The organism is Bacillus cereus (genome assembly GCF_002561295.1).
Taxonomy (GTDB): domain Bacteria; phylum Bacillota; class Bacilli; order Bacillales; family Bacillaceae_G; genus Bacillus_A; species Bacillus_A cereus_S.
Genome location: NZ_NTUG01000026.1, coordinates 68899 through 88018 on the forward strand (window position 1 = coordinate 68899; position 19120 = coordinate 88018).

The following is a 19120-nucleotide window of genomic DNA, read 5'->3' on the forward strand; positions in this document are numbered from 1 at the left end:
ATATTTTCCATACCATATAAATCCATTTTGTTTTTCCAAGACATGAATTGAAACTTAAATCACCCCTCACTAATCGGGCTTTTACGAGCAGTTAATACAGGATAAATCACTGCTATGAAAACAAAAGAGGACCCGCACTCATTTTCTCTCTTTGTTTTAACTTAGCACAGAGCAGAAAAAGGCCCTGACCGCTTCTAGCCATGGACGGTTTCCCTCCCCCACCTCCAAAAGGTTTTATATCGATTTTTCAATTTATATATAAACAAAAAAACTCTTACATCCTATTCCATGTAAGAGTTAACGGCTTTCCAATTTTCTAGATACAAGCGATAAACTGTAATTAACAACAAAATACATACAAGCAACAAGTAGTAACGTAGGAATCATATAATTTACATTTTGGCCATTAATAATTTGAGCATTATGCATAAGTTCTGGCAAGGAAATAACAACCGCTAGTGACGTATCTTTTAATAAAGAGATAAATTGACTAACAAGTGGTGGCACCATGCGTCTCAATGCTTGTGGCAAAATAATGTACCAAAGTGTTTGTGCGTATGATAATCCAGAGGCACGAGCTGCTTCAATTTGTCCTTTTTCAATCGATAGTAAACCACTTCGTACAATTTCTGATATCATTGCCGCTTCAAATATCGTTAAAGCAACTATAGCTGCTGTTGTAATCTCTAATTTCAATCCAGCTTCTGGAAGTGCAAAGTACGTAAAGAAAATAATTAAAAGCAGTGGTAAATTACGAATGATTTCAACGATAAGGGCTAGTAACTGTGATACGACTGGTATCTTTGTATATCGCAACGTGCCGACCACACTACCAATAATAAAACTAAGCAAAATCGCTATAACAGCTATTTCTAAAGTAACAAGGAGCCCTTTTAGTAAAAATAATAGGTGATCGCCTGTATAAGCACCTTGAAAATCCATTTACACCGCCCCTTTCGCTAAGCGTTTCTCAAAGTAACGCACCAGCATACTAAGCGGTACAGTTAATAGCAAATAAAACAAACCGACAAATATATACACATCAAATGTTACTAATGTTCTTGTTGAAATTAAATCCCCTTGATACATCAAATCTGTCCCAGCAATAATGCCAAGAATAGAAGAATTTTTAACTAAATTAAGAAATTGATTTCCTAATGGTGGAATTACGATTTTAATAGCTTGTGGTAAAACGACATAATACATAGCCTGCACATACGTTAAACCTGAAGAGCGTGCTGCTTCCATCTGCCCTTTTGGAACCGACATGATTCCAGCTCGAATTGCTTCTGCTATAAATGCCGCTGTATAGACTGTAAGGGCAGACGTACCAGCAACAAATCCATTTAATGTAACACCGATTACTGGAAAAGCGAAGTAAAATACAAATGCAATTAAAACGAGTGGGATATTTCGAATAAATTCTACATAAGCCGTGCCAAACCAATTCATAAATCGAATGGGCGCAATTCGCATCACTGCCATAATAATACCCAAAATAAAACTTCCAATGAGTGCAACAATACTAGACATCACTGTATATTTAAATCCTTCTAAATACATATCAATGTTATTTGTCAGAATAGAAACATCAGGCAAATGCTTCCCCTCTTTCTTTACAAGAAGAGGATGAGTATCTCTCATCCCCTTACTCTTTCTATCTGTTACTTCTCCGGCTTTTCACCAATCCATTTTTCATATAACTTGTCGTATTCTCCATTTGCTTTCATCTCTTTTAATAAATCATTTATCTCTTTTGTTAAATCTGTCGCTCCTTTTTGAACAGCAATTCCATACGGTTCATCCGTGAAGATCTTTCCAACAACTTGATAATTTGCATCTTGTTTTGCCATGCCGTATAAAATGGCATTATCAGTTGTCAGAACATCACCTTTACCAGCTTTTAATGCTGTAAATGCTTCACTGTAGTTTTCAAATTCTAGTACAGTCGCTTCCGGTGATTTTTGACGAATATTATTTGTAGAGGTAGAGCCTTTTACTGCCAATACTTTTACATCTTTTTTCACATCATCGATACTCTTAATATTGCTCCCCTTTTTCACAAGTAAAGATTGACCTGCTTTAAAATATACATCTGAAAAATCAACCTCTTTTTTACGCTCTTCCGTAATTGTCATCGTTGCGATAATCGTATCAATATCGCCATTTTTCAACATTGGAATACGCGTTTTAGAAGTCACTTCTTTCAATTCTAATTTACTCTCATCACCTAGAATTTTTTTTGCAAGTGCTTTAGCTATATCAACATCAAATCCTTCTACCTTCCCTGTTGAAGGATTTTTCAAACCAAATAAGTTTGTGTCATGCTTAACTCCAACAACTAACTTACCACGTTTTTTTATTTGCTCAACAACTCCACCTTGCTTTGTATTCGTTTCCTTTGCCTCTTCTTTTTTATTTCCACACCCTGCAACAACGAGCGTAAATAAGCAGGCAAATACAATAAAAGTGAATAACTTTTTCATTCTAATCATGAAATTCCTCCCTTAATGATTTAGAACACGACTTAAAAATAAGCGAGCTCTTTCTTGCTGCGGATTGGCAAAGAAATCTATCGGCACAGTGTCTTCAATAATCCGCCCTTCGTCCATAAACAAAATACGGTCTGCTACTTCACGTGCAAATCCCATCTCATGGGTCACGACGACCATCGTCATGCCTTCTTTCGCTAACGTTTTCATTACATCGAGCACTTCTCCTATCATCTCCGGATCAAGTGCTGAAGTGGGTTCATCAAATAGCATGATTTCTGGCTTCATCGCTAATCCTCTTGCAATGGCTACCCGTTGTTGCTGCCCCCCGGATAATTGCTGTGGATACGCATCTGCTTTCTCTGGAATTCCGACTTTCTCTAAATAGTACTTTGCTGTTTTTTCCGCTTCTTCTTTTGAGGTATTCCTTACTTTTATCGGTGCAAGTGTAATGTTTTGAAGTACTGTTTTGTGTGGATATAAATAAAAGTGCTGAAATACCATTCCAATATTCCGGCGCAAACGATTCATATCCGTTTTTGCATTATGTACTTCCATATCTTGAACAAATAACTCTCCATCTGTTATTGTTTCTAATTGATTAATACAACGCAGTAGCGTACTTTTTCCCGATCCTGACGGGCCGACAATTACAACTACCTCACCCTTTTGAACTTGAAGATTAATATTTTTCAAGACTTGGAAATTACCATAATATTTATTTACATTTTTAAAAACAATCACTTCACTCCCCCCTTCCCCAAAAAAGCCTGTACATTCTTTGTATATTCGAAAGCCCCTGAAAAAATAACTTAACGTACTTTTTTGCACATAAAAAGAGCAAAGGGAATGCCCCTTTGCTCTTTACCTTTACTACCTTATTAAGATACCTCTTCTTTCTTATCCTTTCTATATTCGTGCTCCCAGAAATCAGCATTTTTAATTCCTAACTCTGTCGGATCAAATACAGGATCTTTCCCTTCTTTTTTCTGTTTTTCATAATCCTTTAATGCTAAAAGTGCCGGCTTCTGTAAGAGTAAAATCGCAATGATATTAACCCATGCCATGATACCTACACCGATATCCCCAAGAGCCCAAGCTGTTGCTGCTGTTTTTACACAACCGTAGAATACAACACCTAAGAAAACAATTTTTAAAACAAGTGACATCCACGGACGATCCTTATCACGATTTAAATACGCAATATTCGTTTCTGCAATGTAGTAATATGCCATAATTGTTGTGAATGCGAAGAATAATAAAGAAATTGCCACGAAACCGTTTCCAAATCCAGGGAATACAGATTCTACCGCTGCCTGTGTATAACCAGGCCCTGGTTCTGCACCATTTAACTTATTTACGATAAAGTTTTTTCCGCTTGCATCAAATACGTTATACATGCCTGTAATAATCATCATAAACGCTGTTGCTGAACACACAAATAATGTATCAATGTAAACGGAAAATGCTTGCACTAATCCTTGTTTAGCTGGATGAGATACTTCAGCCGCAGCCGCAGCATGCGGGCCAGTCCCTTGACCTGCTTCATTTGAATAAATACCACGTTTTACTCCCCAAGAGATTGCTAGACCAATAATTCCTCCAAAAGCCGCTTCCAATGCAAACGCACTTTTTAAAATTAACATAAATGCTTCAGGCAACTTTTCGATATTCATAGCTACAATCACACAAGCAACAAGAATATAGCCAACCGCCATAAACGGTACAACTACTTGCGCTACATTAACGATCCGCTTAACTCCACCGAAAATAATAAGTGCTAACACTACGACTAACACTGCACCTGAAACGGATGTATTAATACCAAAAGCTGTTTCCAGGCTAATTGCAATACTATTCGCTTGAACCCCTGGAAGTAACATCCCTGTTGCAAGAATTGTCGCTGCAACAAACACAAGAGCGTACCATTTAACGCCTAAACCTTTTTCAATGTAATACGCTGGTCCACCACGAAACTGACCTTGATGCTTTGTTTTATATATTTGCGCTAGAGTTGATTCGATATACGCGGATCCTGCTCCTAAAAAGGCTACCGCCCACATCCAAAACACAGCTCCTGGTCCACCAAATGCGATTGCTGTTGCAACCCCAGCAATATTTCCTGTTCCTACGCGTCCAGATAATGAAAGAGCTAGCGCTTGGAATGAAGAAACACCTGCTTCTGATTTTTCTCCTTGAAATGTAAGCTTTACCATTTCACCTACATGCCTAACTTGTAAAAATCTCGTTCGAATTGAAAAATATAAACCTACGCCTAAACATAAATAAACAAGTGCGGGACTCCATACAATATTATTTAGCCAAGTAACGAAAGCTTCCAACATATTTCGCCTCCTTCTTTTATAAAGAATATTCAGAATATATAAAAATTATAAATGTATCTATAGTCTATGACAATATTATTTTAATAAAACAAACATATTTTTGTATAAAAAAACAAAGTATATATTCAAGATATATACTTTGTTACGTTACATGTGTATTATATATTCACAATGGCTTCCTGTTTTATAATTCTTGCATACAATTCATCTGCTAGTTTTTGAAAATATACTGGCATTTCTTTACCTTTGAAATTTTTCTGAATCGTACTATATAAACCAATATCACGTAGGCGTAAAAATAATGGTAGTGATTCATACCACATTTCCTCTAATTGATGTTCTGATTCGTATCCTTTTCGTAATACTTGTAGTTGTCTACGTGTAAACAATATTTTCTCTTGTTCAGTCCATGTGTTTGAAAGAACAGAATAATAGATAACCATCGCCAAATCGTGAATAAAGTAGTTATAAGTAGCATCATCAAAATCAAAAATCGTCAATTCTTTCCCATCATAATGAAAATTCCCTTGGTGAATATCACCATGCATAAGACCAAAAGTTCTTTTTTCCATTGGAAGCATCTTTATTTTATCAATTAATGCATATGCAATCTTTTGTACTTGCTTATCCTCTAACTCATCAATAATCGCTTTCTCTTCTATCTCCCATGTATCACGATATTCTGTTTTAGGATAACTCATTGTAAGACGATGAAGTTGGCCAATCGCTTTTCCCCACGCTTCAAATAACTCCTCTCCCCAATGAATAGATGTTGAATTTTTTACTCTCTCTCCTTTTGCATATAAAAAAAGAGAAGCATAAAAGAAAGTGCCATCTACTGCTTGTATCCCTTCTACAAGCTTTCTAGATGTTGAATAGTAAGGCTCTGCAATCTTAGCTCCCTGCTCCCCAAGGTACTGTAAAAAATCTAATTCTGCCTCTACTTGTTTTTCAGATCGATGAGAAGAGTGCGTTAATCTTAATACATAAGATACGCCTTTTTCATCCTTTGCATGAAAAATATAGTTTTCAAAATCTCCAAGCGGATTTTTCTCCACTGTAACACTAAATAAGTTTGCAGCTTCTTCCAAAATTTCATTGGTGAAAACTCTCTCCACAGTTATTTCCATATTTAGCCCCTCCTTTATGTACCCTTTATTTAATTCGCCATGAACATCGGAAATACCGCTATGATGATGTTCGATATTTGGAACAATAATATCAAAAAATATACAAGTACGCGGTTTCTTTATAGCCTCACATAAAGCTTTACCTCCTATATTTCATTCCCTAGTCCCTAGTTTATTCAGTATAAAAAGGAGCGGGGTAACCGCTCCTTTTTATTTTGTATAACGATACACGATTGATTCATACGGTCTAAGAACAAGGTTGCTAATGTCTTCACTAGCATCCTCATAATTCGATAGCAATACTTCCTGCTTCATTCCACCTATCTGAACCTCATTCGGCACAACATATGTGATTGTTTCTCCATAAAAATTATTGATCACAAGTAGCATTTCATCCTGTAACTCGCGAGTATACGCCCAAACATTTGGATGATTCATATCTATAATTTCATATTTACCTTCTGTAATTACATCATATTTTTTTCTGAGTTCAATTAACTTTTTATAATGATAAAACACAGACTCTTTATCTCGCAAAGCCCTTTCTACATTAATCTCTTTGTAATTCTCTGCAGCTGAAATCCAAGGCGTATTTGTTGAAAAACCAGCATTTTCTTCTTCATTCCACTGCATAGGTGTACGTGAATTATCGCGAGATTTTTGTTTTAAGATTCCGATGATTTCTTTTGTAGACATGCCTTCCTCTTGTTTCGCTTTATACATATTTAAAGATTCTACATCACGATACAGGTCAATCTCTGCAAAGTTTGGGTTTGTCATTCCAATTTCTTCACCTTGATAAATATAAGGCGTTCCTTGTAACATATGCAGCGCAGTTGCTAACATTTTTGCTGATTCATTTCGGTACCGTTTATCATTACCAAAGCGAGATACAATACGTGGTTGATCATGATTGCACCAAAACAAAGCATTCCATCCTCCGCCTTTTTGCATCTCAATTTGCCAATTAGACATAATCTCTTTTAATTTAACAAAATCAAAATCTGCTTTTGTCCACTTATTACCGTTTGGATAGTCTACTTTTAAATGGTGAAAGCTGAAAGTCATACTTAATTCCTTCCGCTCTGGATTTGAATACTTAATACAATTATCAATTGTTGTAGATGACATTTCTCCTACTGTAATTACGTCTTTTCCTGCAAATACTTCATGATTCATTTCTTGTAAATATTCATGAACACGTGGTCCATCTGTATAGTATTTCCGTCCATCGCTAGTAGCAGTTGTTCCTTCATCATCTAAAAAACGCTGATCTTTTGAAATTAAATTAATGACATCTAGTCTGAATCCTCTTACACCCTTCTCAAGCCAAAAACGCATCATTTCGTATACTTCTTCTCGAAGTTGCTCGTTTTCCCAATTTAGATCCGCTTGTGTTTTATCAAATAAGTGTAAATAATATTGTTTTGTCTTTTCCTCATATTCCCATGCAGAACCACCAAATTTAGACTGCCAATTATTTTTTTCATCGCGCCATATATAAAAATCACGGTACGGGCTATTTTTATTTTCGCATGCCTCTTTAAACCATTTATGCTCCGTTGAACTATGATTTACAACGATATCAAGCATAATTTCAATCTCACGTTTTTTTGCCTCTGCTAAAAGTTCTTCAAATTCTTCCATCGTTCCATACGATGAATCTATCGCATAATAATCACTCACATCATAACCATTATCGTTTTGCGGTGATTGATATACTGGTGTTAACCAAATATAATCCACTCCAAGTTCTTGTAAATAATCTAGTTTCTCTGTAACACCTTTAATGTCACCAGTCTCTCTATTGTAATAACTATTAAAGCTTTTCGGATAAATTTGATAAACAACACTTTTATGCCAATCTTTCATGCCAACCTTCCTCCTACTTCTGTTTTACTCGTTTTGCGAATAACCATGTTAAAACAAATGGAACGACTACCGCAATTCCCATACCTACAACAAACATTGGAATCGATTTCGGAATGATAGAAATAAATGCTGGTAACCCACCAATTCCAATAGCTGGTGCTAATACTCCATTTAGCGTAATAAATACTGCGGCAATCGCCGATCCTGTAATCGCTGCATAAAACGGAAATTTATTTCGTAAATTCACACCAAACATCGCTGGCTCCGTAATACCGAAGTACGCTGAAATCGCTGATGTTGATGCCATACTTTTATCATTTTGATTTTTTGAAATCCAAAACATTGCAAGTGCCGCACTACCTTGCGCAATATTAGAAAGGGCAATCATTGGCCAAATAAATGTACCGCCATTTTGCGAAATTAGCTGTAAATCAATTGCGATAAACATATGATGCATACCTGTAATAACTAATGGTGCATATAGTGCTCCAAATAGAATCGCACCGATTGCTGGAACTGTTTCGTATACTCCGACTAAACCAGCTGTTAATAAATCACCAATGTGACGTGTAACTGGCCCGATAATACCTAACGCTAATACGCCAGTCACAACAATTGTTGTAATCGGTACGACTAATAATTGAATTGCATTCGGTACATGTTTTTTTAGAAAAATCTCAATTTTACTTAATACAAATGCCGCTACTAAAACCGGTAAAATTTGTCCTTGATACCCTACTTTTTCAATTTGGAATAATCCTAAAATATTAAAGTACTCAATTTTTTGACCATCTAGCCCTGCCGCTGCTTTTCCGTAATTCCATGCATTTAATAAATCAGGATGCACAAGCATTAACCCCATTACAATTCCGAGTATCGGGCTGCCGCCAAAACGCTTCGTTGCAGACCATCCAACAAGTGCTGGTAAAAATATAAATGCAGTATTGGCCATCATATTAATTAAATCCCATAGACCGCCTAGGTTTGGATATACTTCTAATAAATTTTTTCCTTCAAAAAATAAATCTTTCGCTCCTAATAAATTATTGATCCCCATAAGTAAACCAGCTGTAACAATTGCTGGTAAAATCGGCATAAATACATCAGAAAATATCTTTACAAATTTTTGCATCGGATTTAATTTTTGATTTCCCGAATCTTTCACATCAGCTACCGTCGATTCTTGCATACCTGCAAGCGTTATCAATTCAGCATATACGCGATCTACATCTCCTGGTCCAATTACAATTTGAAATACACCCGCGTTATGAAATGCCCCTTTCACTAATGAGACCGCTTGTAGCTTATCATTATCTATTTTACTTTCATCCTTTAATGCAATACGAAGCCTTGTTACACAATGAGCCGCTTGTTCAATATTTTCTTTACCACCAATATATTGCAGCACTTCTTCGGCTGTTTGACGATAATTTTTCCCCATATTCCGTCCCTCTTTCCTTTTTCTGATACCGTTTACAATTACATATTAACTCGTATATATAAGTTAGTCAACACTCGTATACACGAGTTTGTATTGTTTTTTATTAAAATACAAAAAAAGAGATGAAACATTTATCGTTTCATCTCTTTATTTTCTCCGCGCCACATCCGAAAAATGAAAAATATCAAGTCGGTGACGTGACTCCGTATATTCAAACTGACTTCCATCATAAAGGTGCGTAAAGTTCTTTACTACGACTACATAATCTGTTCCATTCAAATCTAAATACTTACGATCATCTTCTGTACAAGGTTGCACTTCGATAACACGTTGCGAATAGCTAATATGTAACCCTAATTCTTTTTCAATATATTTATAAATCGATTTCTCAGCAATTGCTTTTGTTAATCCCGGAATATGATCAGAAACAAAATAGTTCACATCTAAAATCACATTCTCTCCATCAATATTTCGAACACGTTTTATATGATTTATCTTCGCTTTTTCCTTTACGTTTAATAATTTTGCTATATCTTTTGCTGCTTCAATCTCTTTCATCTCTACAACATTTGTTATACAATGGCGGCCCAGCCTTTTGTTTTCTTCTTGAAAACTCACAATCCCACCAAAGTTGAATTCAATATTTTTTCGTTTTAAAACAAAAACACCTTTACCATGTATTTTCTGTACATACCCACGTTCCTGTAATAAGTCCACCGCTTTTCTTACGGTTCCACGACTCGCTTCATATTGCTTCATTAACTCTGTTTCAGAAGGAATTTTACACCCTTCTTGTAATGTACGACTATCAATTGAATTACTTATCTCCGTATAAATCTGTTCATACTTACTCATCATTTTGAATATCCCCTTGTCACCTTCTAATTCTACTTGTATTATAGCATGACAGAAAATTAGTTTTTCCTCTTGATTATTTTTCACATTAATCCTATAATGTTTACATATTTCACAAAAATCAAAATTAATAAACTCTTATCAAGAGAGGTGGAGGGATCGGCCCTATGAAACCTCGGCAACCCCTATTTTATTTAGGAAGGTGCCAATTCCTTTAGAATTTAAATTCTAAAAGATAAGAAGAAGCGATATTGTATATTTCAAAAGCCTTCTTCTTATAAAGTAGGCTTTTTTATTATTTTCATAATTTTAATCCTTATCAAGAGAGGTAGAGGGACCGGCCCTACGAAACCTCGGCAACCCCTATTTTATTAGGAAGGTGCTAATTCCTGCGTTTAAAGGCGACAGATAAGGTGATGATTTTCTAATCAAAGTAATCATCCCTTTCTTCGCATAGAAAGGGGTGATTTTTTTATTACTACATACTAAATTACAACTAGAAAGGAGACGAGTTAATTTGGATATTTTCCATGAACAGTTTATTTATCCAAAACTTTCAGGTACAACATTGAAAGAAATTTTGGATAAAGTTTCCACTGACTTACTTATACAGGGATTTGTAAAAGAAAGCTTCTCACAAGCTGTGCTAGAACGAGAAATGCATCATCCAACAGGTCTTCCTACTGAAAAAATTGGAGTAGCAATTCCTCATACAGATTCTTCACATGTTACACAATCTGTGATCAGTGTAATTACATTAGAAACACCGATTCCTTTTACTATTATGGGAAGTTTTGAAAACGAGATAACAAATGTGCAAGTTCTTTTCTTACTTGCGCTACAAGATGGTAGACAACACATTCAAATACTTAAAGAAATTATGAAGCTTATTCAGCATCCACAGCGGCTACAACAACTAGCTACTGCGTCTACAAAATCAGAGATTATAGAATCCATTTCTACTCTTACTATTTAAGGAGGAAAAAACATGAGAACATTTCATATTTTAACAGTTTGCGGTTCAGGTACAGTGAGCTCAACTATGGTTTCAGAAAAGCTAAAAGAGGCTTTAAGTGAGGATCATATTACTATTACAACAACTGAGGTAAAACCTACACAAGTCGAACAATTTTTAGAAGAAAGACAATATGATTTTATTGCTTATACTACACCTATCCCTCAAGGTCTCTCAATTCCAGCAATTAATGCTGTTGGATTTTTAACTGGTTTTGACGAGGAAAGTTTTTTAGAAGAAGTAAAACAAGTTATTCATAACATTGTAAACCAAGAAAATAATATAAATTCATAAGACAGGTAGGTTAACACAAATGGAGCTAGAATTTCTTAAGAAGATTTTTGATACATTTGGCGCATCCGTTTTTGTACCAATTGTTATTTTTATAATCGCGATTGCTTTAAAGGTAAATCGTAAAAAAGCTTTTTATTCTGCCTTATATGCAGGTATCGGCTTACAAGGGTTCACGCTTTTACTCAATGCTTACATCCCTATTATTATGCCTGTTGTTCAAAATATGGTGAAAAGTACAGGAGTTAGTCTTCCTGTTTTTGATATTGGATGGCAAGCTAGCTCTATTGTGGCCTATTCTACAGAAGTCGGTATGATTTTCGTAGGTCTCGCACTATTGCTTCAAGTAGGATTATTCCTGCTTAAATGGACGAACATTTTCCAGCCAGGAGATTTATGGAACAATTATTCCTATATGGTGTGGGGTTCCATGATTTATTTAGTTACAAGTAATTTATGGCTAGCTTTAGCTTGCATGATTACACTTAATCTTTACAGTCTTCTTTTCGCAGAACTATTATCAAAAAGATGGTCTACATATTTTCAATACCCACGTTGTGCTATTGTACAACTACACCATGTTGGGAGCATTCCTTTTGCAATTGGACTAAATAGTCTGCTAACAAAGCTCGGTGTTGGAAAAGTAAATGCTAATCCAGAAGTGTTAAAGAAAAAATTAGGATTATTTGGAGAACCCATTTTCCTAGGACTTTTTCTCGGTGCTAGCATTAGTATATTAGGAAATTTCCATTCTCTTCATACGTTGAAAGCATGGGGGCAAATTACTACTGTAGGGATCTCAACTGCTGCTATTATGACTATTTTCCCAAAGGTTTCAGGGATTTTTGCTCAAGCCTTTTTACCCCTTACAGAATCAGCGAAAAAAAATATTAACAAAGATAAAAATAATTCACGAGATTGGTATTTAGGTGTAAATGATGCAATGGGATATGGTGAAACTGCAACGTTAACAACTGGTATTTTACTCATTCCAATTATGGTTGTATTAGCATTAATTTTACCTGGAAATGAAGTGCTTCCTATTGTGGATTTAATTGCGCTCCCTTACATGGTTCAAGGAATAGTAGCAATCACAAATGGAAATATTTTTAAATCAATTCTAATTGGTGCAATTTGGTTTAGCTTAGGTCTTTATATGGCAACATACACCGCACCTATCTTTACAGAAGTTGCACAGCAAGTTGGAGTAACCATTCCAGCAGGTGTCCTTCTCATTACAAGTTTCGGAATTCTTACATCACCTGTAACAGGACTTATCTTTTTAGCATTTTTATCAAAATCTCCTTTGTGGATTGGCGGTATACTACTTCTTTATGTTGTCACATATGTGTTCTTTAGAAAATATAAACCGAGTATTCAAAACTACTTAGAGCATGCCAATGATTTGCCTTTTCAAAAATCTGTACATGGCGAACAACCCCAAATAGATTTATCCCATAAATAACGGGATAAATCTATTTTATTTTTTCAACATATGAGTAAAAAAGATAACTTTCTCTTTCCTTTTTTACTTAGTAGAAAGCAGAAGCATTTCTATGCATAGTCAGCTACTCTCGTTCGCCTAAAAAGAAAGAGTCTATATTATTTTTAATTTGCGTTCATATATTTTCCATCACAAGAAATATCTATGTAAATATTTAGTCACCAATACGCATTTTTATAAATTTTTTCATATTTCTCTTTTCATTCTAAAAAACATGTAGTATACTAACTTCAAAATCAGAGGAGAAAGGGAGCAAAGAACTATGCTTACGAATAATACAACTGTAGTTACATTTGCACAAAAACATCATCATCATACTTAACCCTTGAAACCTAGCGGAAAAAATTACGCGTAGGTACAAGGGTTATTCCCGTTGTACCTACGTTAGGCAAAGAGCCATGTAGGTATTTTTTATCTACATGGCTCTTTTTTGTTCTCAAAAAAGCTAGTAAAAAGATGATGAATAAGCAAAACTACTACAAAGGAGATATACAAACATGGAAACGAAAAAATGGGGTTTATGGATTTTAACAGCATTTGTTGTTGGAAATATGGTTGGCGGCGGCGTATTTATGCTTCCAGCAAATTTAGCACAAGTATCAGGACCGATGGGGTCTACACTTGCATGGAGTATTACAGGTCTTGGCGTATTTATGATTGCACTTGTATTCGGAAACCTTGCCGTACGTAAGCCAAATTTAAAAGCCGGGCCACAAAGTTATGCACAAGCAATGTTCACCTCGCCAAAAGCAGGTAAAGTTGCTGGATATAGTATGGCATGGGGATATTGGGCGGCGAACTGGGCAGCAACTGCTTCTGTTATTATTTCATTTGCAGGATACCTATCTACGTTCTTCCCAGTTTTACAAAGTAAGCAAGTTCTTTTTTCACTAAACGGATTCTCATTAGAACTTGGAAAAGCATTAACATTTGCTGTATGTAGCATCATGTTATGGGGCATTCAATATATTCTTTCTCAAAATATTGATCGTGCAGGTAATATGAACCTACTTGCAACAATCGCAAAGATTATCGGATTTACAATGTTCATTGTCATCACATTATTTATTTTTAACGCTTCTAATTTTGGTGATGGGCAAACATTTATGAATGAAGCCGGGAAATCGATTCCATTAAGTGGACAAATTAATTCTGCTGCCATCGCAACGCTTTGGGCATTTATAGGAATTGAATCAGCAGTTATGCTGTCTAATCGAGCAAAATCACAGCGCGATGTAAAAAAGGCAACAATTTTCGGATTAATTATTGCTCTTCTTATTTATATGGCAATTACACTACTAACAATGGGTGCTCTTCCACAAGACGCTTTAAAAGAGTCACAAAAACCTTTAGTAGACGCTTTAAACCTAGCTATCGGTAATAAAGGTGCTTACATTATGGCACTACTTGCACTTGTATCACTATTCGGATCTACTGTTGGCTGGATTGTTGTAAGTTCAGAGGTACCTTATCAAGCAGCAAAGAATGGGCTTTTCCCGAAATTCTTTGGAAAAACAAATAAAAAAGGAAGCCCTTCAAAGTCACTGCTCATTACAAATATTATGACACAAATTTTCTTGTTCTCAACAATATCTGGGACTGTTTCAGAAGCATATAACTTTGCCATTGTTGTTGCGACGTTAGCGTATTTAATCCCATATCTTGTTTCTACCCTATACCAATTAAAGCTTGTTGTAACAGGGGAAACATATGATATAACACCAGGCTCTCGAGTAAAAGATGGAATTATTACCGTACTTGCACTTCTATACTCCATTTGGGTAATAAAAACTGGTACAACAGACTTAAAAACATTTTTCTTAGGGATTGGACTATTTGTATTAGGACTCGTCCTCTATCCGATTCTGATGAAAAATTCATCTACATCTACTTCCGAACAACCTAATAATAAAGCTAGTTAATACAATAAAAAGCTGTGAGCTACATTCCAAATATACTGGAGTGTTTCCCACAGCTTTTTGTATTCTTAAGAAACTTTCAACTAATGTTTTTATCCCTCGTTAACTGGTAGTAAGCCCTCCACCTCAGGATCTAGAGGCAAATAAGGAGGCTAGGTGGAGGCTGCAGAACCCCTTACTGACTCAAGTTTCCCTTTATATTGTTTCACATGAAACTCTTTCTATGCTAATAGAGCGAAACTTGAATCTATATAGTAAATGCAATTACTTAAGCTCCTTTTGATAGCTAATCGCTTGTTTTCCCATTTGCTCCCAAGCTGTTTGAAATTCATTTTTTGAAACGGCAGTATGTGGTTCCGTTCCAAGAGGATTATGAAAATATACTTTTTCTTTATCATATCCGGTTACGAGCACACTATGCTCATAGTACGTAATACGAACCATTCCTTGCGGCGTTTCCCAATTACGAAAATGACCATCGGAAAGACGCCGAAAAGTAGAATTTGTAATGACTAAAACTGGTATCCCCGAACGAATTTGTGTATAAATGCTCTCTATATCTTTTCCCGTTAAATCAATTGCTCGTTCCCCTAAATATTGCTGGGCCAATTTATAAATCGGCTTATGATATGCCCCATATCCAGGATAAGAATACGTGTAAATATTCCCAACAAACCCCTCGTTTGGATGCCCATGTTTATTTCCAATCCAAAATGGGACTTTATGTATTTCCTTTGCTAGCCTCATCTTATCTACTTGGATATTCGCTGACTGAAGTAACATCGTCAAACTCGTTACTTCACAACCCCTTTTTAATTCAGGAAGCTGTCTAATAAACGGAACGTGTGATAAAACAATTTTCTCTGGCAAGGGGTTTACTGTTTCTTGTTTCACTTGTTGAATCTTATATTGACTTGCTTTCTGATCCACTTTTACTAGGTGAAAAGGTTTCTTACTCGCTGGAGAACAACTTCCCAATAGTACTGTGACAACAAAAAATAGTTTATACAATGGCACACATTTTTGCATATATACGACTCTAACTCCATTTCTTATTAAAATGATTCTTTTCTATTGTTTGCGATTCCAAATAAAATCTCATTGTTATTTTTTCCCGCATCGTATGCAACTCATTACATAAAAAAAAACAGACTACAGTAGCCTGTTTTTTTATATTCCTTTATTAATAAGTCCCATATGGGTATTGCGTTGGATATGGCATTGGATATGTTGTTGGGTATGGCGCAGGATACGTCATAGGATATGCAACTGGATACGGTGCTGGATAATAGCCTCCGCCCCCTGTTAATGCTCCTACTGTCATCCCTCCTAATACTCCGCCGGCAAAACTGCCTGGAAAAAATGAACCTCCTCCTCCCCATCCCCAGCTACCTCCGCCATGATGATTGTGATGTCCACCATGATGATGCCCACCTTGGTGATGCCCGCCTTGGTGATGTCCGCCTTGGTGATGTCCGCCTTGGTGATGTCCGCCTTGATTTCGCATATCGTACATTTTCCCCTCTCCTTTATCCCTATTTTTTATTACCATATGCAGGACAAATGCGGAAAGCGTGGGCAATTTATCTAGATTTGTACAGATAAAACAAAACGTTTTATAATAAGCGTGTTATACTAAATTTCGATAAAGTAATACGTAAGAAAGAATGGGTGAAATATATACATATGAAAAATCGTGTCGTTCAATTACTATTTGTATTTACACTTGTAGCAATTGTACTTATGCTCCTAAATAAAGAGGTCATATCTTTATATAAATTTATTGGTGTACTATGGTCGATTACGATTATAGGAATTTCCTTCATTATTTTTATCGAAAATCGCTCTCCACAAAGTACACTTGCATGGTTTTTAGTATTAGCGCTTCTTCCAGTTGTTGGTGTACTATTGTATGCACTTTTTGGGCGAAGTCGCTGGAGAAGAACAAAACATTTGCATCGTGCCGAAGAACAGCGAAATGTATTCCGTCAGATTTTAGAAGGCAAGCGTTTAGGTGTAGCACTTCCTTCCTCATTAAATAAACGGTCTAACCATTTAACCACAGTTGTCCAAAAATTTGGTGGTGGTCCTGTCGCAGATGAAACAACAACAAAGCTATTAACAAATGGAGAAGAAACATTTACTGAAATCATACAGGCTATCGAAAATGCACAGCATCACATTCATATTCAATACTATATTTATCGTTCGGATGAAATTGGTACAAAAATTCGAGATGCATTAATAGAAAAAGCAAAATCGGGTGTCATCGTACGTTTTCTTTATGATGGACTCGGAAGTAATACACTGCGAAATCGCTTCTTACGACCGATGAAAGAAGCTGGAATTGAAATTGTTGAATTTGATCCCATTCTTTCACCATGGCTACTGGAAACAGTCAATTATCGGAACCATCGTAAAATTGTTATTGTAGATGGAGTCATTGGTTTTACTGGCGGGCTTAACGTTGGTGATGAATACCTTGGCCGTTCGAAAAAGTTTCCAATTTGGCGCGATAGCCATCTAAAAATAGAGGGAAAAGCATTGTATAAACTACAAGCTGTTTTTCTAGAGGATTGGCTATACGCTTCTAGCGATTTAAATACCTACTCTTGGGAGTCATTTATGAATAGAGAATATTTTCCTGGACAAGGTATTCCTCAAGCAGAAGGTGCCGTTCAAATTATCGCAAGTGGTCCGAGTTCCGATGATAAGAGCATTCGCAATGCTTTGTTAGCAGCTATGGGTTCGGCGAAAAAATCCATTTGGATTGCAACGCCCTACTTTATTCCAGATCAAGAAACATTAACATTATTGCGTTTAAGTGCCACTGCTGGAATTGACGTCCGCATTCTATATCCAGGCAAAAACGATAGTATCATTAGTGATCAAGCGTCCCAATCCTACTTTACACCACTCTTAAAAGCCGGAGTCTCTATTTATCGCTATAAAGATGCGTTTATGCATGCAAAAATTGTACTTATTGATGATGAGATTGCATCGATTGGTACTGCAAATATGGATATTCGTAGTTTTGAACTTAACTATGAGATCATTGCAATGTTATACGAATCCAAAACAGTTCTCGATATTAAACAAGATTTTGAAGAGGACTTTAACAATTCTATAGAAATTAAATGGAAGTCATTTCAAAAGCGTAGTATTCGAAAGCGCATACTCGAATCGCTTATGCGATTGATTTCACCCTTGCTTTAAAAAGTAATCAAAATACATTTGATTACTTTTTTCCTTTATAATGATGCATTCCCCTTCCTCTCCTTTTCTTTGCATACCATATAAAAACACGTTATCATAAGATGTATTGTTTACTTTATGAAAATAATGTTAGGTGGGAAATACATGTTAGATCAATTTCATATACATGCTGATTTAAAACAGCAATTAGCAACAATTCACGACAAAAATAAGCAAGCAGCTGGTGAAAATGCACATTTAATTGGAACAAAAATGTACAAGGCATCAGATCGTAGCATCATTGAAGATGCGATTACAGCTCTACTGCTCGGAAAGAACATCTTACTAAAAGGACCAACAGGAAGCGGAAAGACAGTTCTTGCAGAAACACTATCTTCTTTATTCCAAAAACCAATGCACAGTATTAACTGTTCTGTTGATTTAGATGTCGAAGGTATTTTAGGATACAATACTTTAAAAACAAAAGATGGAGCATCTGAAGTTTCCTTCGTTGACGGTCCTCTTATGAAAGCAATGAAAAATGGACATTTCCTCTATATAGATGAAATCAATATGGCAAAACCTGAAACACTTCCTCTTCTTCACGGTGCGTTAGATTATCGTAAAATGATCACAAACCCTTTTACACAACAAGTTGTATATGGTGATGAAGAATACCGTGTTATTGCAGCAATTAACGAAGGTTACGTTGGAACGAGCGAACTAAACGAAGCATTAAAAAACCGATTCGTTATCATTGAAGTTCCTTATATTCAAGGTGATACATTAAAAGAGTTATTACTATCTGAATCAAAATTAAAAGACGTTGCAACAATTGAAAAGTTTGTAGCATTTGCAAGTGACCTTATGCCACTTGCCCGTGATGGACGTGTAAGTGAAGAAGCGGCAAGTATTCGTGGTATTATTGATGCTTGTGATTTAGGTGTATATATCCCTGTTATGCGTGCAATTGAGCGCAGCATTATTGCAAAATTAAATGATGAAACAGAACAAATGACTGTCCGTGAATTAGCAGAAAGCTACTTTTTTGAGGGATAATT

17 protein-coding genes and 2 riboswitches are annotated in these 19120 nt (G+C 35.8%); of the genes, 6 read left to right on the plus strand and 11 right to left on the minus strand.

Going from position 1 to position 19120, the window contains the following annotated elements:
• Positions 1 to 297: 297 nt before the first annotated feature.
• The 9 genes from CN373_RS15565 to treR all read right to left on the minus strand — a co-directional run bounded on the left by CN373_RS15565 (position 298) and on the right by treR (position 10138).
• Positions 298 to 942, minus strand: a complete 645-nt coding sequence (locus CN373_RS15565) for an amino acid ABC transporter permease (protein ID WP_000347300.1) — start codon at positions 940 to 942, stop codon at positions 298 to 300.
• The gene (locus tag CN373_RS15570; protein ID WP_033664625.1) at positions 943 to 1599 is read right to left on the minus strand and encodes an amino acid ABC transporter permease; all 657 of its coding nucleotides are present in this window, start codon (positions 1597 to 1599) and stop codon (positions 943 to 945) included. It abuts the gene before it with no gap.
• 65 nt (positions 1600 to 1664) lie between these two features.
• Positions 1665 to 2495, minus strand: a complete 831-nt coding sequence (locus CN373_RS15575) for a glutamate ABC transporter substrate-binding protein (RefSeq protein ID WP_000620648.1) — start codon at positions 2493 to 2495, stop codon at positions 1665 to 1667.
• Between the two features lie 12 nt (positions 2496 to 2507).
• Positions 2508 to 3236 (minus strand): amino acid ABC transporter ATP-binding protein, encoded by a 729-nt coding sequence (locus tag CN373_RS15580; RefSeq protein ID WP_033663973.1) that lies wholly within the window; start codon positions 3234 to 3236, stop codon positions 2508 to 2510.
• Positions 3237 to 3373: 137 nt separating this feature from the next.
• The gene (locus CN373_RS15585; RefSeq protein ID WP_033664624.1) at positions 3374 to 4834 is read right to left on the minus strand and encodes an alanine/glycine:cation symporter family protein; all 1461 of its coding nucleotides are present in this window, start codon (positions 4832 to 4834) and stop codon (positions 3374 to 3376) included.
• Between the two features lie 161 nt (positions 4835 to 4995).
• Positions 4996 to 5967, minus strand: coding sequence for a phosphotransferase enzyme family protein (locus CN373_RS15590; protein WP_098359662.1), 972 nt, complete (start codon positions 5965 to 5967; stop codon positions 4996 to 4998).
• A 210-nt stretch (positions 5968 to 6177) separates the two neighbouring features.
• On the minus strand, positions 6178 to 7839 hold the full coding sequence (treC, locus tag CN373_RS15595; RefSeq protein WP_098359663.1) for an alpha,alpha-phosphotrehalase: 1662 nt from the start codon (positions 7837 to 7839) through the stop codon (positions 6178 to 6180).
• A 13-nt stretch (positions 7840 to 7852) separates the two neighbouring features.
• Positions 7853 to 9280, minus strand: a complete 1428-nt coding sequence (gene treP / locus CN373_RS15600) for a PTS system trehalose-specific EIIBC component (RefSeq protein WP_098359664.1) — start codon at positions 9278 to 9280, stop codon at positions 7853 to 7855.
• A gap of 147 nt (positions 9281 to 9427) precedes the next feature.
• Positions 9428 to 10138, minus strand: coding sequence for a trehalose operon repressor (gene treR / locus CN373_RS15605; protein ID WP_098359665.1), 711 nt, complete (start codon positions 10136 to 10138; stop codon positions 9428 to 9430).
• A 132-nt stretch (positions 10139 to 10270) separates the two neighbouring features.
• Positions 10271 to 10377, plus strand: a riboswitch (SAM riboswitch).
• A gap of 71 nt (positions 10378 to 10448) precedes the next feature.
• Positions 10449 to 10550: riboswitch (SAM riboswitch) on the plus strand.
• Positions 10551 to 10652: 102 nt separating this feature from the next.
• On the opposite strand from treR, the gene CN373_RS15610 reads away from it, so the two are divergent.
• The 4 genes from CN373_RS15610 to CN373_RS15625 all read left to right on the plus strand — a co-directional run bounded on the left by CN373_RS15610 (position 10653) and on the right by CN373_RS15625 (position 14867).
• Complete coding sequence (locus CN373_RS15610) at positions 10653 to 11111, plus strand: PTS sugar transporter subunit IIA (RefSeq protein WP_165770735.1); 459 nt, start codon at positions 10653 to 10655, stop codon at positions 11109 to 11111.
• A gap of 12 nt (positions 11112 to 11123) precedes the next feature.
• The gene (locus CN373_RS15615) at positions 11124 to 11444 is read left to right on the plus strand and encodes a PTS sugar transporter subunit IIB (RefSeq protein WP_001258711.1); all 321 of its coding nucleotides are present in this window, start codon (positions 11124 to 11126) and stop codon (positions 11442 to 11444) included.
• Positions 11445 to 11463: 19 nt separating this feature from the next.
• A complete protein-coding gene (locus CN373_RS15620) occupies positions 11464 to 12906 on the plus strand; it encodes a PTS galactitol transporter subunit IIC (protein ID WP_098359667.1) in 1443 nt (480 codons plus the stop codon).
• A 536-nt stretch (positions 12907 to 13442) separates the two neighbouring features.
• Positions 13443 to 14867 carry an amino acid permease gene (locus CN373_RS15625; RefSeq protein ID WP_098359668.1) on the plus strand — a complete coding sequence of 475 codons (1425 nt, stop codon included), beginning with the start codon at positions 13443 to 13445 and terminating at the stop codon, positions 14865 to 14867.
• A gap of 261 nt (positions 14868 to 15128) precedes the next feature.
• Here the strand turns inward: CN373_RS15625 and CN373_RS15630 are convergent, their stop codons facing one another.
• Entirely contained in the window at positions 15129 to 15893 is a 765-nt protein-coding gene (locus CN373_RS15630; RefSeq protein ID WP_165770734.1) for a C39 family peptidase, read from the minus strand.
• A 154-nt stretch (positions 15894 to 16047) separates the two neighbouring features.
• Positions 16048 to 16380 (minus strand): hypothetical protein, encoded by a 333-nt coding sequence (locus CN373_RS15635; RefSeq protein WP_098359669.1) that lies wholly within the window; start codon positions 16378 to 16380, stop codon positions 16048 to 16050.
• A 170-nt stretch (positions 16381 to 16550) separates the two neighbouring features.
• Here CN373_RS15635 and CN373_RS15640 point away from each other — a divergent pair, with 170 nt between their 5' ends.
• Both CN373_RS15640 and CN373_RS15645 read left to right on the plus strand, forming a co-directional pair.
• Complete coding sequence (locus tag CN373_RS15640) at positions 16551 to 18080, plus strand: cardiolipin synthase (RefSeq protein WP_098359670.1); 1530 nt, start codon at positions 16551 to 16553, stop codon at positions 18078 to 18080.
• A 144-nt stretch (positions 18081 to 18224) separates the two neighbouring features.
• On the plus strand, positions 18225 to 19118 hold the full coding sequence (locus CN373_RS15645; RefSeq protein WP_000886719.1) for an ATP-binding protein: 894 nt from the start codon (positions 18225 to 18227) through the stop codon (positions 19116 to 19118).
• Positions 19119 to 19120: the final 2 nt, after the last annotated feature.

Excerpts from the sequence above, each read along its gene's own strand:
- CN373_RS15565 (WP_000347300.1), bottom strand. The coding sequence starts at position 942 with ATGGATTTTCAAGGTGCTTATACAGGCGATCACCTATTATTTTTACTA.
- CN373_RS15575 (WP_000620648.1), bottom strand. The coding sequence starts at position 2,495 with ATGATTAGAATGAAAAAGTTATTCACTTTTATTGTATTTGCCTGCTTA.
- CN373_RS15590 (WP_098359662.1), bottom strand. The coding sequence starts at position 5,967 with ATGGAAATAACTGTGGAGAGAGTTTTCACCAATGAAATTTTGGAAGAA.
- treC (WP_098359663.1), bottom strand. The coding sequence starts at position 7,839 with ATGAAAGATTGGCATAAAAGTGTTGTTTATCAAATTTATCCGAAAAGC.
- treP (WP_098359664.1), bottom strand. The coding sequence starts at position 9,280 with ATGGGGAAAAATTATCGTCAAACAGCCGAAGAAGTGCTGCAATATATT.
- treR (WP_098359665.1), bottom strand. The coding sequence starts at position 10,138 with ATGATGAGTAAGTATGAACAGATTTATACGGAGATAAGTAATTCAATT.
- CN373_RS15615 (WP_001258711.1), top strand. The coding sequence starts at position 11,124 with ATGAGAACATTTCATATTTTAACAGTTTGCGGTTCAGGTACAGTGAGC.
- CN373_RS15620 (WP_098359667.1), top strand. The coding sequence starts at position 11,464 with ATGGAGCTAGAATTTCTTAAGAAGATTTTTGATACATTTGGCGCATCC.
- CN373_RS15625 (WP_098359668.1), top strand. The coding sequence starts at position 13,443 with ATGGAAACGAAAAAATGGGGTTTATGGATTTTAACAGCATTTGTTGTT.
- CN373_RS15630 (WP_165770734.1), bottom strand. The coding sequence starts at position 15,893 with ATGCAAAAATGTGTGCCATTGTATAAACTATTTTTTGTTGTCACAGTA.
- CN373_RS15635 (WP_098359669.1), bottom strand. The coding sequence starts at position 16,380 with ATGTACGATATGCGAAATCAAGGCGGACATCACCAAGGCGGACATCAC.
- CN373_RS15640 (WP_098359670.1), top strand. The coding sequence starts at position 16,551 with ATGAAAAATCGTGTCGTTCAATTACTATTTGTATTTACACTTGTAGCA.
- CN373_RS15645 (WP_000886719.1), top strand. The coding sequence starts at position 18,225 with ATGTTAGATCAATTTCATATACATGCTGATTTAAAACAGCAATTAGCA.